Genomic DNA, 14109 nt, shown 5'->3' with positions numbered 1-14109 from the left:
AATTTGAGTCGAACCGAGTCGGGTCAGGAGGCGAAGTGCGGGGCCGTGCGCGCTATGCAAGTGCGGTGATTGCACGGTGCGCAAACGCCGGTGTTTCTCACCCTTGCATGAACAATACGACGAGCCACAAAATCGGCAGGAAAGCGAGCACTACAGGGATGTGGATGCGCGCGGCATTGGCGGTGTGGCCGGTCTGGGCCGTGCGCAATTTGCGGATCGCGGCAATCAGAAACACGAGCGCCAGTGCGGTGCCAGCGATCCCGATCCAGGTGATTGGCGTCATGATGTCATCTTTCTTAATCGCAATCTCCGGGCCGGAATGCGGCCCAGTCAGCGAATGATGACACAATTATTGCCCGCGCGCGAGTGGGCCGCGCCCGCATTTTGGCGCGCCATCAGCGAAAACACGATATGCGTTCAGCAGAAACGGTGCGGCTTTGCCTTTGATAACTGGTCAAGCGTGTCCGCCTGCGCGGTGCCGGGTGTGCCGGGCTCTTCGCCGTTTTCGAACGCGTCGATTTGCGGCTGCGTAAACGGCGCGGCGAATGTCACGCCAACTTCGCCATTTTCACTCCAACGGACATTGGCGCGGTGGGGACCGGATGCGCCGATATACACTTGCAACGGAGTGCCCGGGATGAGCGCCTTTCCCGGTGCGGCAAAGCGGCAACCGCCCACCGATAGCTCACTCAAGGTGACATCGACGAGCTGGCCTGCGCCGGTGTAAAAGCGTCCGGGCAAGCTGATCGTTTTGCGCGAAGTCTGACGTGTCTGCATAACGCGCATGCGCTACAGCGATAGGCTTAAGTCTGCGTAAACGCGCAGCCACGTGCACGCCGAGGCGACCAAGAAAAACCCCGCGAAGCGCTTTGCCTCGCGGGGTTTTGCAAGATTGGAAAAACGTCACACGCTTACTGGCAGCTGAGGCATTCCTCGTAATCGGTCTGCTGTTCGCCAAGTTCGGCTTTCAGTGCGATTTCGGGCGCGTCTTTCGTGTTGTCAGCCTCGACGCCGCCGGCAAAGCCTGCGCGCTGCACCGATTTGGAGCGGAGGTAATAAAGCGATTTGATGCCTTTTTCCCACGCCTGGAAGTGCAGCATCATCAGGTCCCACTTGTCGACATCCGCCGGGATGAACAGGTTCAGCGACTGCGCCTGATCGATGTAGGGCGAACGGTCGGCGGCGAATTCGAGCAGCCAACGCTGGTCGATTTCAAAGCTGGTCTTGAAGCTCGCTTTTTCTTCCGCAGTCAGGAAGTCGAGGTGCTGGACGCTGCCGCCCTGCTCCAGGATCGAATTCCAGATGTTGTTTGAATTCTTCGATTTTTTATCGAGCACCTTTTCCAGATACGGGTTCTTCACGATGAAGCTGCCCGACAGGGTTTTGTGGGTGTAGATATTCGCCGGGATCGGCTCGATGCAGGCAGACGTACCGCCGCAAATGATGCTGATCGACGCCGTTGGTGCGATCGCCATCTTGCAACTGAACCGCTCCATCGCGCCCATATCGGCGGCGTCGGGGCACGGCCCGCGTTCCTGCGCCAGCAACATGCTCGCCTCGGACGCCTTGGCCTGAATATGCTTGAACATTTTGAGGTTCAGCGCCTTCGCCATCGCAGTTTCGAAGCCCAGCCCTTTTTGCTGAAGGAAGGAATGGAACCCCATGACGCCGAGGCCGACCGAACGTTCACGCTCTGCGGAGTACTTTGCGCGGGCCATCTCGTCCGGCGCGCGGTCGATATAATCCTGTAGAACGTTGTCGAGGAAACGCATTACGTCCTCGATGAATTGCTTGTCGCCGTTCCACTCATCCCACTTTTCGAGGTTGAGCGAGGATAGGCAGCATACCGCCGTACGGTCATTGCCAAGGTGATCGATACCCGTCGGCAGGGTAATTTCGCTGCAAAGGTTCGAGGTTGAAACCTTGAGGCCCAGGTCGCGGTGATGCTTTGGCATCATGCGGTTCACCGTGTCGTTGAACACGATGTATGGCTCACCAGTGGCAAGGCGGGTTTCGACCAGTTTCTGGAACAGCGAACGCGCATCCACTGTGCCGCGCACTTCGCCGGTCTTTGGTGATTTCAAATCAAACTCGGCGCCATCGCGCACGGCTTCCATGAAATCGTCGGTCAGCAGCACGCCGTGGTGCAGGTTCAACGCCTTGCGGTTAAAATCACCCGATGGTTTGCGGATTTCAAGGAATTCCTCGATTTCAGGGTGCGACACATCGAGATAACACGCCGCCGACCCGCGCCGCAGAGAGCCTTGCGAGATCGCCAGCGTCAGGCTGTCCATGACGCGCACGAACGGGATGATGCCGCTGGTCTTGCCGTTAAGGCCGACCGGTTCGCCAATGCCGCGCACATTGCCCCAATATGTGCCGATCCCGCCGCCCTTCGACGCGAGCCACACGTTCTCGTTCCAGGTGTCCACAATCCCGTTCAAGCTGTCGGACACGCTGTTGAGATAGCAGCTGATCGGCAGGCCGCGCGCGGTGCCGCCATTGGAAAGCACCGGGGTAGCCGGCATGAACCACAGGTTCGAGATGTAATCGTACAAGCGCTGCGCGTGTTCCTGATCGTCGGCATAGGCATCGGCCACGCGCGCAAACAGATCCTGGTATGTCTCACCCGGCAGCAGGTAACGATCGGTGAGCGTTTCCTTGCCGAATTCGGTCAGGTTCGCGTCTCGCGATGCGTCGGTCGTGATCGTGAAGCGGCGGTCATTGACCTTTTTGCTGTCGGTGTCGCCAGCGGCCTTGGCCACTGCGCCCATCGCGCCAGCAAGCGCCTCGCCCGCTTTTTGTGCGACCAGCTCTTCGCTGCCTTTGTCGCTCGTTTTCATGCTCACCGCTTTCGTTGCCGGGGGTGTTGTTCTCGTGGGGGCGCTATCGCTGGCCGCACCGGTATCAGTGTCGGTCAGCAGGTCGCCTGAAGTTTCGTTTGGCACGCCATCACTCGCTTTAAATTCCATCGTAGCCCCGCTCGGTTCGCGAATCGGGGTGCGACGCCCTTCTAGCGAAGAAAGTCCCATGTTCCGATTCTGTTCTCTACCAGACAATCCTCAGGATATCCCCGGTAAAGCCACAGCTTGTCCCGAAACTTATACCCCGATGTGCCCCCTGCCGGTGCCGCACAACCTGAAAGGGAGACTCCGATCCCCTGCGCAAAAGCCCCGATTGCCTATATGGGGCTCAAGCGCTGCGATCACTAGGTCTTGTGGGTGTGCAGCCCCGAACAACCACTAAATACTGAATCATGCGCTGCCAGCGCGCAAGAGGGTAAATGCCGATTAAGGGAAACTGCGCGGCCAAATCGCCGGTGTATTATCCGCCTGCAACGCCGCGACGCGCCGGTTTTCCTAGGCTTGTCAGACGCGCAAGCCCAAAAACGAATCTGCGAAAAAATTTTGGCGTGCAAAAGGATGTGCGCGGGCTTGTGAATCAATCGAATCCAGATGCGCAACAATCGAATCCGTAGCGCCCCCTCGGGGCGCCTCCGCTAGCCTGCGATCACAGCCGCGCAGGACGCTCCAATGCCGATTTGGCGCATCTGGTGCGATCTGCAGGCTCCGCTCTTCGCGATGCCGCTAATCGCGCCTCACACTATCAGGCGCTGGCCGCGCTGACCTCGGCATTCACAGATTTGGCATGGCCTACGATTTCCTGCGCGATCCGGTCCACCAGCTCAATCGGAAGATCGTGGCCCCAGCCGGGCATGGTGACCAGTTTCGCGCCAGAAATATGCGCAGCGGTGTCTTTCCCGCCCTCCAGCTTGACCAGCGGATCATCCTCTCCGTGCAGCACCAATGTTGGTGTAGTCACGGATTTAAGCCGCTCTCTGCGGTCGCCATCGTCTATGATCGCGGCCAGCTGGCGCGGCAGGCCGGCGGGATAAACGCTGCGGCGCACGGCTGTCTTCACCCGCTCGCGCCGGCGTTCAGGATCGGCAGGGAAGCCAGGACTGCCGATGCTTTGCTGAATATTGATGCCGTGCGCGATCAGGTCTTCTTCCTCCATCGACTTGATCGGGGCGATCAGCGCGTCCATCGCCTGTTTATCGGCAGTCGGCAGTTTCGGGTGGCCGGTGGTCGACATGATTGACGTCATCGACAGCAGTTTGTCCGCGTGATTGATCGCCATGAGCTGCGCGATCATTCCGCCCATCGACGCGCCGACGACATGCGCCCGGCCGATTTCCAGCGCATCAAGCAGCCCTGCGCCATCCGCCGCCATATCGGCCAGCGTATAGGGCACACGCGCAGGAAATCCGATCATCTTGCGCAGCACCTGTGTGCGGAGACCGGGCGCCTTCGCCCCTTCCATCTTCTGCGACAAACCGATGTCGCGATTGTCGTAACGGATAACGCGGAACCCGTGCCCGACGAGCGCCTCGACCAGTTCATCGGGCCACAGGATCATCTGCGCGCCAAGGCCCATCACCAGCAGGATCGGTTCATCGCCTGCATTTCCGTTGTCTTCGTAAAACAGCTCGACGCCGTTGGCGGTGGTGGTTGGCATTGCGTTCTCTCCGTAAAACTTCAGCAGAGACGAATGCCCTAAATTTGTCTGTGACCCAACCCCTTGGTCGTGAGGACCACCCATGTGCGCGGAAACACGCCGCACCCGGCCTGCCTACACGGGGTATCCGCGCGGGACTGGAGACAGGAGGATGCGGCGCGCCCGGCCCTTCTTTGCGAAGGCCAGCATTGGCGGCGGGTATTAACGGTTTCCAAGGGGCGGAACCGGTCAGCCGCCAAGCAGGATCACATTGGTTTCACCCTCTGCATAAGCAAACCGCTGGGCCGCGCGTTTCTGCTGCACCTGCTCTGCCAGCTTGCGATGCGCGGCGCGGTCATCGGCGAAGATTATGCTGGCGATAAAGCGGACATCCTTTGGCGCGGAAACCGGCACATCAGACAGCGAACGAAGGCGGGTGACAGCATAGGTCGCGGCTTTGCGCGCGGCCCAATTGCCTTTGCCTTTCAGCACTTCGACATTTTCGGCCCGGCCATCAGCGCCAAGGGTAAAGGCAACCTCGACGATGCCTTCATTGGGCACCATCGTCTGGCGAATTGGCGCATGGCCAAGGGCGCGGTTCAAATCTTTGGTGGTTTCGTCCTGCCACTTTTCCATGGCGGCGGCTGAGCGCACGACGATGGACGTTTGTTCCTTGGGTTCACCGGCAAAGGCAGGTGCGGCGAAAGTCAGGCTCGCAGTCGCAGCCAACGCGGCGGCGGACACGGTTTTGGACATGGTAATCATCAGATCATCCTCCTTAAAAGTTCGAAGACGATCGATCGCAAGGACCAGACGCGCCGAGCACCAGTCCCATTTACTCGTGCAGTGGCTCTGTCGGTCGATCAGACACGGCGGGCGGTTGTCGCAAGAGTTACCGTAAGGGCTGCCCGCCGCGTCCTTCATCAAAGTCGCAGAATGTTGGATTATTTCAAATATGTATCGTCCAGCGGCGGTTTATGTCGCCTAGCGGGGTATGGAGATCGATAAACTGCGTATTGCGCCTGCCGAGCGTCTTTGCCGCATCTGTGTGAAAGGCCCCGTCTAGCGCCAGGCAGGGCCGCCAATATCGAATCCGCGCTGTTCCAGCATGTCGAGCACGCCGCCGTCTTCGGCGAGCACCCTCAACGGCACAGCGGCCACCGTTACTCCGGTATCCGCAGCGGCGCTTTCAATGGCACCGACCCAGATGCCGCGCAATTCCTCGCCCAGTTGAGGATCAGCCCACGGCCAGCACCGGCCAAGCGCGATTTCTAGCGGGTTAGCCATGACCGCAGGCACATCGCGGGCGCGCCAGTCTTCCCCGCGCTGTATGATGACGTCGCTGCCCGCTTCGGTTGCGGCCATCGCGGCCTCGAGGCAGGGGATATGGCTTTCCGGCGGCGCTTCGGCGAGGTTGTCCAGCAGGTCTTCCCCGCGAAACCGTTCTGGCCGCGTGATCTGCACATCGGCGTTCTCCGCCGCCTCGCGCACGATGTCGGTCGCATCGTCGGTGGTATCGTCATCGAAATCGAGCCTGCGTGCGAGCAGGTCGAACGCCGTCATCAGCAGGCTGCGGCGATCATAATCCTGATCATACCGCTGTTCGAGCGCAGCGAGCCGAGCGCGCTGGGCTGCATCAAGGTAGTCGGCGGCGACCGTGTCATCGGGCAGTTTGGTGAAGCGGCCTCCGCGAAAAATCAGGCGGAACACGTCCCCTGGCGAAAACTTGGGCCGCGCGCGGATGATGACATTGTCCGCCTCGCCCACCGCCTCCTCCAACCGGTCCGGCTGCCACGGCGTCGCCTTGGGCACGTTGCGGATTTCTCCGACAAGGATGACGGTGCCGGTATCGGTGTGCACCGTCCAAAGCGGCGCACCGGACCGCTGCGCGGTGACGACGATCTGGTTCTGGGTGATTGGCGCAGTCTGGGCGCTCGCCAAAGATGGTACGATGGCGCAAGCCGCACTTAGAGAGATCACAAGAAGGTGTTTCAGCATTGCACCAGTCTAGCGTGCGCCGCATTGCGTGAAAATGTATGAAAGGTGGTGCCGGGTTCCAGTTGCCATTGCCAGATCGGCTACGAGCCGTGAACTCCGCAAGGGGATGGGACGATCGGGGCATTTCTTTTCCGAACCCCGGCGCCACCGAACTCCTGCACCGCCGAACCCCAGCACCGGCCACCTGTTTCTCCGCAGAATTCAGACAAGCACAGTGCTGGGGCCATTTCGCCTGAGTGCTCAGACGGAATGAAGAGCGGCAAGACCGCTTTTACGGATAGTGAATCAGGCTGCTCAGTAACCGAGCGCGATATATTTTTGCTTCTCGCCCGAAGAGGCGAAGCGGGCACGTTCCATCGATACTAGCCGTTCCATCAGACGGCCTTCGATCAATTTGTTGTCGGCAAAAATGATATTGGCCAGGAATTCGATATCTTGGGGATCAGATACCGGCACTTGATTCAGATCTCTCAACCGGCGGACCGCTCGAACAGCCACATGCCGTGCATACTGGTTGCCTTCATCGTTGTAGAACTGCAGATCTTTGGCCCTGCCATCAGGCCCCAGAGTGAAGGTTACCTGGACAATCGCGTTATCGGGCCGTCCGCGATAGGTATGGCCTGTCCGTTCAAGCACGCGGTTAAGTTGCCGCGCGGTTGCCTTTTGCCACTTTTCCATAGCGGGCTGTGACCGCACGACGATGTCATCGCTGTCGTCCGAAGCGACCGCATTTACCGGCATGGCAAGCAGCATTGCCGCGCCAAGAGCGCGGTATATCAGGGTGGATTTTTTCGTATTCGTAGTCATGGCGTCATCCTCTCGATTGAACGTTGGATGATCGGCCAGGAAAAGACCTTCGCAGTATATCTTCGCGACCCATTATCGTTAGCGAGGAGATTTCAGGTCGATCTCAGCAAAGCGCCTGCGGAACGCTTCGACGTATAAATTCCCACCTAATCACGGCAAAATAAAGGCAAGCGCTGCGCCGCCGGGCCGAGGTTAGGTTAAAGAGCTAAAACCATTCACTAAGTTTATATTGTGATTTTGAGGCAAGGTCATGTTTTACTTGTATGAATGCGCCAAATTTTACTGCGACTCCGAATGCGGTCTTGGCTTGGTTTGCTTTTGGCTATTTGCGTCCTTTCGCGGTTTACTTTCGCGCCAAACGGTTAACTCCTTGGCCGACGCACGATGTGTGCCATGGCTTTAAGGCACTAGCACCGTATCGCGCGCCACCTCATCCGTGTTGGGATAGTCGAGCGTGTAATGCAGACCGCGGCTTTCGTGCCGTTCGAGCGCGGATTGCACGATCAACTCTGCCGCCTGCAGGAGATTGCGCAGCTCGATGAGGTCGGTGGTGACGCGGAACGAACCGTAGTAATCTTCGACCTCGCGCGACAGCAGCTCAATCCGGTGCTTGGCACGCTCCAGCCGTTTGGTGGTGCGGACGATACCGACATAGTTCCACATGAAGCGGCGAATTTCGGTCCAGTTCTGTTTGATGACGACCTCTTCATCGGAATCGGTCACGCGGCTTTCATCCCACGGCAGGATCGCGGGTGGCTCTTCGAGACTGTCCCAGCGCGACAGGATGTCTTCCGCTGCCGCCTCGCCAAACACAAAGCATTCTAGCAGGCTGTTGGAGGCCAGCCGGTTCGCGCCGTGCAGGCCGCTTTCGGTGACTTCGCCTGCCGCCCACAGGCCGGGCAGGTCGGTTCTTGCGTTCAGATCCACCACCACTCCGCCGCAGGTATAATGCTGCGCCGGCACGACCGGGATCGGGCCGGTCGTCATGTCGATGCCCAGACCCGTCAGTTTTTCATGGATCGTCGGGAAGTGTTCTCGCACGAATTCAGCCGGCTGATGACTGATGTCGAGATGGACGAAATCAAGTCCGAACCGCTTAATCTGGTCGTCGATCGCGCGCGCCACAACATCGCGCGGGGCGAGCTCCATGCGCTCGGGATCGTAATCTGCCATGAACCGGTGGCCGGTTTCCGGGTGCAGCAAATGCCCGCCTTCCCCGCGCACAGCCTCTGTAATCAGGAAGTTTTTGACCTCCAGATTGTAAAGGCAGGTGGGGTGGAATTGCATCATCTCCATATTGGAGACACGCGCACCCGCCCGCCATGCCATGGCAATGCCGTCTCCCGTAGCGCCGCGCGGGGCAGTGGAAAATAGATAACAGCGGCCCGCCCCGCCAGCGGCCAGAATGGTCGCGCGGGCGATGTGGCGTTCGACCCGCCCGGTTTCCTCGTTCAGCGCGTAAACGCCCCAGACGCGGCCAGCGGCGGAAAACTTCTCGCGGTGGCGATCTGTTATGAAATCGATGCAGGTCCGCCCGGCCAGCATGGTAATGTTCTCGCTGGCCTCCGCCGCTTTCAACAGAGCGTCCTGAACCGCCCAGCCGGTGGCATCGTTCACATGCACAATCCGGCGGTGTGAATGCCCGCCCTCGCGCGTCAGGTGCAGCGCATCTTCATCGCGGTTAAACGGAACGCCCAGTTCGCATAGCCGATCAATCGCTTTAGGCGCGCCTTCGATGACGAATTCCACCGCTTCGATGTCGTTCAGACCCGCGCCTGCCACCATCGTATCGCGCACATGGTTGTCGAATGTGTCGCCTGCATCCAGCACGGCGGCAATCCCGCCCTGCGCCCAAGCTGTCGATCCGCCGGTTAACAAGCCTTTCGCCAGAACCAGCACTCGTTTCGTCTCGGCAAGTTCCAATGCGGCGGTTAGCCCGGCGGCGCCGGAGCCGATAACGATCACGTCGTAGCTTTGCGGATTTTCGGTTTGTGCAGACATTGCAGAGCCATGGCGCGCAATTCGTCACGGGGCAAGAGCGCGATATCGCGCCGAAGCGAAGCAGCCAGCGGCGGCGACCGAAGGCGCTGCGTCAGCTTCCGGTGCCGGTAAGCTGGACGAATACGTCTTCCAGATCGGCTTCACGAGTCGTCACATCCTCGACCGTCAGGCCCTGGTCCTGAAGGATGCCCAGCACCTGGCCTGCGCTCATCTTGTCCTTGTCATAGGTCACTTCGAGCGCGCGGTCGTTCAGCTTTTCAACTTTGGCAAATGCTTCATGCGAGGGCGTTTGCGCGATGTCTGCATCGGTTTCGACCCGCACGATTTTTTCGCGCGCCATCTCGATCAGCTCCCGCGTCGGTTTATTCGCGATCAGCTTGCCGTGATTGATGATCGCGATACGATCACACAATTCCTCCGCCTCTTCCAGATAATGAGTGGTCAGCACCACTGTCACGCCTTCGCGGTTCATTTGCGTGACCAGCTCCCACAGCTGGCGGCGCAGCTCAACATCGACGCCGGCGGTGGGTTCATCCAGCACGAGGATCGGCGGAGAATGGACCATCGCCTTTGCTACCAGCAGGCGGCGTTTCATTCCGCCCGATAGCGTCCGGGCGTAAGCGTTGCGTTTATCCGCCAGACGCACTGCGGCGAGCAATTCCTCGCTACGCCGGTCGCGGGCGGGAATGCCGTAGAACCCGCCTTGGTTTTCCAGCACTTCATAAGGCGTGAAGAACGGATCGAATACGATTTCTTGCGGGACAATCCCGATAGCGCGGCTGGCGTTGCGCCGCTGCTGATCAATATCGAAACCCCAGATGTTCGCTGATCCGCCGGTTTTGTTCACCAGTCCGGCAAGGATATTGATCAGCGTCGATTTGCCCGCGCCATTCGGCCCTAGCAAGCCAAAGATCGACCCTTCAGGCACATCGAAGCTGACCCCGTCGAGCGCCAGCTTGCCTTGTGCCTCGTCGCCCTTTGCGCCTTTGGGCGGGGCATAGCGTTTGGCGAGATTGTCGATGCGGATGGCTGGCGGGGTCGGCATAGGCCGTGCACTATGTCAGCCACTCGCCGGGGGCAAGTGCCTGCCGCGGGCGGAGTTAATGAGGGCGCGGCGACACAGGAAGCATTTCGCGCATGATAGCGATTGAATTCGCAAGCCTGCGGGATTATTCGCCTGACGCATGAACACACCTCCACCCGAAGTGATTATGGTAGAAACCAAGCGTGTGAGCTGCGACGGCGCAAGCTCCATTCGCGGGGGCGCGGGCTATCGCCCCGCAGCCCTCGGACATCCGCGCATCTATCTGGAAATCGACGAGCACGGCTATGTCGATTGCGGCTATTGCGACCGGCGTTTCGTCCTGAAAGGCGGACCGGCTGACGGCGCGGATCAGGCCAGCCTGCCCGACATTTCCGAAGGGGCCGATCCCGGCCACCGGTAAAGCTCCGGGAATTTTTGCGGGAACGCGGCAAACGCTCCGTCCGGTAAATGTGGTCAGCATGCGTTCAGCCGTGATATGCTGTATCGGGCGATCAGGCCCGTTCAAGTCCTGCGAAAAGGAGAATGCTATGTCCCGTTCCCCCCTCCTAACCAAAGCGTCGCTTCCGGTTGCTGGCGCTGCTGCTGCGCTCGCTCTTGTCGCCAGCCAGCCTGCCTCTGCTGAAAGCGATCAGGATGCCAGCGCGGAAATGTCCGAGCTGACCGAGGGTGAGCAAAAACTTGCCGAAATGCTGGAAGGACGCGTTGCAGGGGAGCCGAAACGCTGCATTCGCACCCGTCCGAATTACCGTCTCCGCGTGATCGATGAAACCGCTTATGTCTATGGCAGCGGCAACACGATCTATGTCCAGCGCACCAAAGATCCCGAGCGGATCGACCGTGACGACATCCTGGTATCGCGCCGCTTCAACGCGTCGCAGATTTGCAAGCTGGACATTGTGAGCACCGCCGAACGCACGCTGGGCATCTTTACCGGCAACGTGTTCCTCGATGACTTCATCCCTTATACGCGGGTGAAGCAAGACTCAGGCGCCAGTTGACCTTTACCACGCGGACGCGCCGGCTTCACTGACCCATGCGGGTTGACGATTATAGGTGCGTTCGGTGCGAAGTGACTGCAGGCTCTCTGCGTCAATAGTGCGCGACACCGGGGCGACATCCGAAATGCGCGGAGATTCTTCACCAGGCGCGATGTAGATGGCGCCGGCAGCGGAATCGTCCATTTGCCCGTTAGCGTAAGCGTCCAGCATACGGAACGATTTCTCGTAATGGTTGAGAATGTGCGCTGCTCCGGGATCGGGCTTGGCGCCGTCCTCATACGCATCGAGGTTGAAACGTCCGTAACGAGGTGCCGGGCGCTGCGCAGCCGAAAAGGCCTGAGCGCGATCATTGGTTCTGTACTCGGGCTGGGGTTGCGGCTGGGCTTCCGGCTGGGGCACTTCGACCGAAGCGAGCGAAGAGGATGCAAATTCTCGCGCCTTCATCAGCTGGCCCAGAGGGTCCAGCTGCGCATCGCTGGCAGAACGCACCGGCTGCACATTCTGAAAAAGCGACGCGACACCGGCGGGCGATTCAGCCCGCGCGCGGCTCATCAGGCGTTTCATCCGCCATGCGCCCAGCATCTCTCCAGAAAACAGGCTGAGAACACTGGATGCCGCAATCAGCACCATCCACATTTCGAGCGATAATTCCTGCACCCTTGTCATACTCCCCAGCGCGGATCGGACGCGTTCAACGCAGCCCTGCCCGGTTTACAGATCCCTGCCAAAAGGGGCAGTGACCAGCCGCCTCCCCGAATAGACGGTGACTATCGCGCGCACTTTTAAAGAGAGCTTAGGCGTCCCCTACGTAATTCCCCCAAGCACCACGCAGGATCGGCGAAGGGTAATATTCAGGCTTTCGTTATGGAATTCATGCGGGCAATGATGTCATCCGCCTCTTTCATGATGCCGTCGATCAGTTCCTGACAGGTGGGCACATCATTGATGAGACCGGCAACCATGCCGCACGACCATGCGCCCTTGTCCATCTCACCCTCCATCATGATCGACGGATACACGCCCGCGACCTCTGGCAGGATATCCTGAATGGTGATCGCATCGCCCAACTCTTTTTCCTTTTCCAGCAGGCGTTCCACGGCATCATTGGCAAGCACGCGTTCGGTGTTGCGCAGCGGACGCATGACAAGCCGCGTGTCCAGCTCTGATGCCTCAACAATCGCCTGTTTCACATTTTCGTGCACGGGCGCCTCCTTGGTCGCGATAAAGCGTGTGCCCATGTTCATGCCTTGTGCGCCCATGGCGAGGCTGGCGACGAGGCTGCGACCATCGGCCATACCGCCGCTCGATACAAATGGAATGTCCAGCTCGTCTGCGGCGCGCGGCAGCAAGATAAAGTTTGGAATATCGTCCTCACCCGGATGTCCGCCGCATTCAAAGCCATCGACCGAAACAGCATCGCAGCCGATGTCCTGCGCTTTCAGGGAATGGCGCACGCTGGTGCATTTGTGGATCACCTTGATCCCTGCATCTTTCAGCGGGCCAAGCAGTTCGACCGGATTGCGGCCTGCGGTCTCGACCACTTTCACACCGCCGTCGATAACGGCTTTTACAAGGCCGGGATAATCAGGCGGGGTTAGTGTCGGCAGGATGGTAAGGTTCACGCCAAATGGCTTGTCCGTCATGTCGTGACAGCGCGCAATTTCATTGGCGAGTTTCTCCGGCGTGCCCTGCGTCAGGCCGGTGATGATACCCAGCCCCCCGGCATTGGAAACCGCCGCCGCCATTTCGGCAAATCCGACATAATGCATGCCGCCCTGAATGATGGGATGCTGGATGCCGAACATTTCGGTGATGGCGGTCTTCATTGCGGTGTTTCCTCTCGTGATTGCGTAATTTGGACGCGAAACAAGCGGAAGTTGGGTGGTCTTGCAAGCGCGGTTTTGATGAGGCGCAAAGCCGTAGCGTCAGGCAGCGGCTTTCTTCGGCTTGATTATGGTGAGCACGATCCCCGCAACGATTAGAGCGCCGCCGGCCACCAGCCGCCAGCCCAGCGGCTCACCCAGCAAGATGATGCCGCCAATCGCAGCGACAACCGGGGTTGCCAGTTGCACGCTTGCCGTCGTCCCCAGCCCCAGTCGCGGCGTCACTTTGTACCACAGCACGTATCCGAGCCCCGATGTCAGCGCGCCTGCAATGATGGCCAATAGAATGCCATGCATACTAGGCAAGGCTGTGTCGATCAGCAGCATCGGCAGAACCAGCGGCGACGCGAGCAGAAAATTGCGGGCCGTGCTGCCCGCAGGATCGCCGCCGACCCGCCCAATCAATGTGTAAGCGCCCCAAGCGGCACCAGCGACGCCCATCATGATCGTAGGCAGCAATTCAACCGCTTCGCCTCCGGGCGCGAGTAGCACCAACAAGCCGGCCATCGCCATGGCAAACCCGGTCCAGCCAAGCCGGTTCAGCGCCCCGCCGCGCGTATACCCCACCGTTAGAATCGTCGCCTGCACACACGCAAAGAGGATGAGCGCACCCGTGCCTGCGTCGAGGCTTAGATAAGCTAGCGAGAACCCTCCAACATAGACGGCGAGCGATACGGCTCCGGGAAAGTCGCGTTTGTCAGGAAAGCGGCCCAGAAACGGCAGCAGGACAATCGCGCCTGCCGCCAGCCGGATCGCCGAAAACGCGCCAGCTTCTATGGCTCCATCCGCCAGCGCAGCGCGTGCGATCAGCGAATTGCCCGCAAAAGCGGCAATCGCGAAACTTGCCAGAATAAAGGTGAGGCCCGCGCCGCGCATCGCT

General features: G+C 59.7%; 14 protein-coding genes. 2 read left to right on the top strand and 12 right to left on the bottom strand.

Annotated features, from left to right (window positions below; all coding sequences use genetic code 11):
* Nucleotides 1–97 precede the first annotated feature (97 nt).
* The 9 genes from ACGHU1_RS11330 to ACGHU1_RS11290 form a co-directional block, all read right to left on the bottom strand.
* Complete coding sequence (locus ACGHU1_RS11330; protein WP_390586982.1) at nucleotides 98–283, bottom strand: hypothetical protein; 186 nt, start codon at nucleotides 281–283, stop codon at nucleotides 98–100.
* Nucleotides 284–417: 134 nt separating this feature from the next.
* Complete coding sequence (locus ACGHU1_RS11325; RefSeq protein ID WP_390586981.1) at nucleotides 418–777, bottom strand: PilZ domain-containing protein; 360 nt, start codon at nucleotides 775–777, stop codon at nucleotides 418–420.
* Between the two features lie 134 nt (nucleotides 778–911).
* Nucleotides 912–2972 carry a ribonucleoside-diphosphate reductase subunit alpha gene (locus ACGHU1_RS11320; RefSeq protein ID WP_390586979.1) on the bottom strand — a complete coding sequence of 687 codons (2061 nt, stop codon included), beginning with the start codon at nucleotides 2970–2972 and terminating at the stop codon, nucleotides 912–914.
* A 634-nt stretch (nucleotides 2973–3606) separates the two neighbouring features.
* Complete coding sequence (locus ACGHU1_RS11315; RefSeq protein ID WP_390586977.1) at nucleotides 3607–4518, bottom strand: alpha/beta fold hydrolase; 912 nt, start codon at nucleotides 4516–4518, stop codon at nucleotides 3607–3609.
* 228 nt (nucleotides 4519–4746) lie between these two features.
* A complete protein-coding gene (locus ACGHU1_RS11310; protein ID WP_390586975.1) occupies nucleotides 4747–5262 on the bottom strand; it encodes an energy transducer TonB in 516 nt (171 codons plus the stop codon).
* Nucleotides 5263–5559: 297 nt separating this feature from the next.
* Nucleotides 5560–6495, bottom strand: coding sequence for a TraB/GumN family protein (locus ACGHU1_RS11305; RefSeq protein ID WP_390586973.1), 936 nt, complete (start codon nucleotides 6493–6495; stop codon nucleotides 5560–5562).
* A gap of 294 nt (nucleotides 6496–6789) precedes the next feature.
* On the bottom strand, nucleotides 6790–7302 hold the full coding sequence (locus ACGHU1_RS11300; protein WP_390586972.1) for a hypothetical protein: 513 nt from the start codon (nucleotides 7300–7302) through the stop codon (nucleotides 6790–6792).
* Nucleotides 7303–7701: 399 nt separating this feature from the next.
* Nucleotides 7702–9303: an L-aspartate oxidase gene (gene nadB, locus ACGHU1_RS11295; RefSeq protein WP_390586971.1), complete on the bottom strand. Its 1602-nt coding sequence runs from the start codon at nucleotides 9301–9303 to the stop codon at nucleotides 7702–7704.
* A gap of 91 nt (nucleotides 9304–9394) precedes the next feature.
* Complete coding sequence (locus ACGHU1_RS11290) at nucleotides 9395–10348, bottom strand: ABC transporter ATP-binding protein (RefSeq protein ID WP_390586969.1); 954 nt, start codon at nucleotides 10346–10348, stop codon at nucleotides 9395–9397.
* A 139-nt stretch (nucleotides 10349–10487) separates the two neighbouring features.
* Between ACGHU1_RS11290 and ACGHU1_RS11285 the strand changes: the two genes are divergently transcribed.
* Together ACGHU1_RS11285 and ACGHU1_RS11280 are read left to right on the top strand one after the other, a co-directional pair.
* Nucleotides 10488–10748 carry a zinc-finger domain-containing protein gene (locus ACGHU1_RS11285; protein ID WP_390586968.1) on the top strand — a complete coding sequence of 87 codons (261 nt, stop codon included), beginning with the start codon at nucleotides 10488–10490 and terminating at the stop codon, nucleotides 10746–10748.
* 127 nt (nucleotides 10749–10875) lie between these two features.
* The gene (locus ACGHU1_RS11280) at nucleotides 10876–11346 is read left to right on the top strand and encodes a hypothetical protein (RefSeq protein ID WP_390586966.1); all 471 of its coding nucleotides are present in this window, start codon (nucleotides 10876–10878) and stop codon (nucleotides 11344–11346) included.
* Nucleotides 11347–11349: 3 nt separating this feature from the next.
* On the opposite strand, the gene ACGHU1_RS11275 is transcribed toward ACGHU1_RS11280, so the two are convergent.
* The 3 genes from ACGHU1_RS11275 to ACGHU1_RS11265 form a co-directional block, all read right to left on the bottom strand.
* Complete coding sequence (locus ACGHU1_RS11275) at nucleotides 11350–12012, bottom strand: hypothetical protein (protein ID WP_390586964.1); 663 nt, start codon at nucleotides 12010–12012, stop codon at nucleotides 11350–11352.
* Nucleotides 12013–12197: 185 nt separating this feature from the next.
* Nucleotides 12198–13172 (bottom strand): NAD(P)H-dependent flavin oxidoreductase, encoded by a 975-nt coding sequence (locus tag ACGHU1_RS11270; protein ID WP_390586962.1) that lies wholly within the window; start codon nucleotides 13170–13172, stop codon nucleotides 12198–12200.
* Between the two features lie 99 nt (nucleotides 13173–13271).
* Nucleotides 13272–14105, bottom strand: coding sequence for a DMT family transporter (locus tag ACGHU1_RS11265; protein ID WP_390586960.1), 834 nt, complete (start codon nucleotides 14103–14105; stop codon nucleotides 13272–13274).
* Between the last annotated feature and the right edge of the window lie 4 nt (nucleotides 14106–14109).

Source organism: Erythrobacter sp. MTPC3 (assembly GCF_042854385.1).
GTDB lineage: Bacteria > Pseudomonadota > Alphaproteobacteria > Sphingomonadales > Sphingomonadaceae > Erythrobacter.
The sequence above is the reverse complement of the archived record's forward strand: the minus strand, read 5'-3'. Positions and strand labels throughout refer to the sequence as shown.

Bases quoted from the DNA above. Each gene is read 5' to 3' on its own strand.
- ACGHU1_RS11275 (WP_390586964.1), bottom strand. From the start codon at position 12,012: ATGACAAGGGTGCAGGAATTATCGCTCGAAATGTGGATGGTGCTGATT.
- ACGHU1_RS11325 (WP_390586981.1), bottom strand. From the start codon at position 777: ATGCAGACACGTCAGACTTCGCGCAAAACGATCAGCTTGCCCGGACGC.
- ACGHU1_RS11310 (WP_390586975.1), bottom strand. From the start codon at position 5,262: ATGATTACCATGTCCAAAACCGTGTCCGCCGCCGCGTTGGCTGCGACT.
- ACGHU1_RS11305 (WP_390586973.1), bottom strand. From the start codon at position 6,495: ATGCTGAAACACCTTCTTGTGATCTCTCTAAGTGCGGCTTGCGCCATC.
- ACGHU1_RS11270 (WP_390586962.1), bottom strand. From the start codon at position 13,172: ATGAAGACCGCCATCACCGAAATGTTCGGCATCCAGCATCCCATCATT.
- ACGHU1_RS11330 (WP_390586982.1), bottom strand. From the start codon at position 283: ATGACGCCAATCACCTGGATCGGGATCGCTGGCACCGCACTGGCGCTC.
- ACGHU1_RS11320 (WP_390586979.1), bottom strand. From the start codon at position 2,972: ATGGAATTTAAAGCGAGTGATGGCGTGCCAAACGAAACTTCAGGCGAC.
- ACGHU1_RS11300 (WP_390586972.1), bottom strand. From the start codon at position 7,302: ATGACTACGAATACGAAAAAATCCACCCTGATATACCGCGCTCTTGGC.
- ACGHU1_RS11280 (WP_390586966.1), top strand. From the start codon at position 10,876: ATGTCCCGTTCCCCCCTCCTAACCAAAGCGTCGCTTCCGGTTGCTGGC.
- ACGHU1_RS11290 (WP_390586969.1), bottom strand. From the start codon at position 10,348: ATGCCGACCCCGCCAGCCATCCGCATCGACAATCTCGCCAAACGCTAT.
- ACGHU1_RS11265 (WP_390586960.1), bottom strand. From the start codon at position 14,105: ATGCGCGGCGCGGGCCTCACCTTTATTCTGGCAAGTTTCGCGATTGCC.
- ACGHU1_RS11285 (WP_390586968.1), top strand. From the start codon at position 10,488: ATGAACACACCTCCACCCGAAGTGATTATGGTAGAAACCAAGCGTGTG.
- nadB (WP_390586971.1), bottom strand. From the start codon at position 9,303: ATGTCTGCACAAACCGAAAATCCGCAAAGCTACGACGTGATCGTTATC.
- ACGHU1_RS11315 (WP_390586977.1), bottom strand. From the start codon at position 4,518: ATGCCAACCACCACCGCCAACGGCGTCGAGCTGTTTTACGAAGACAAC.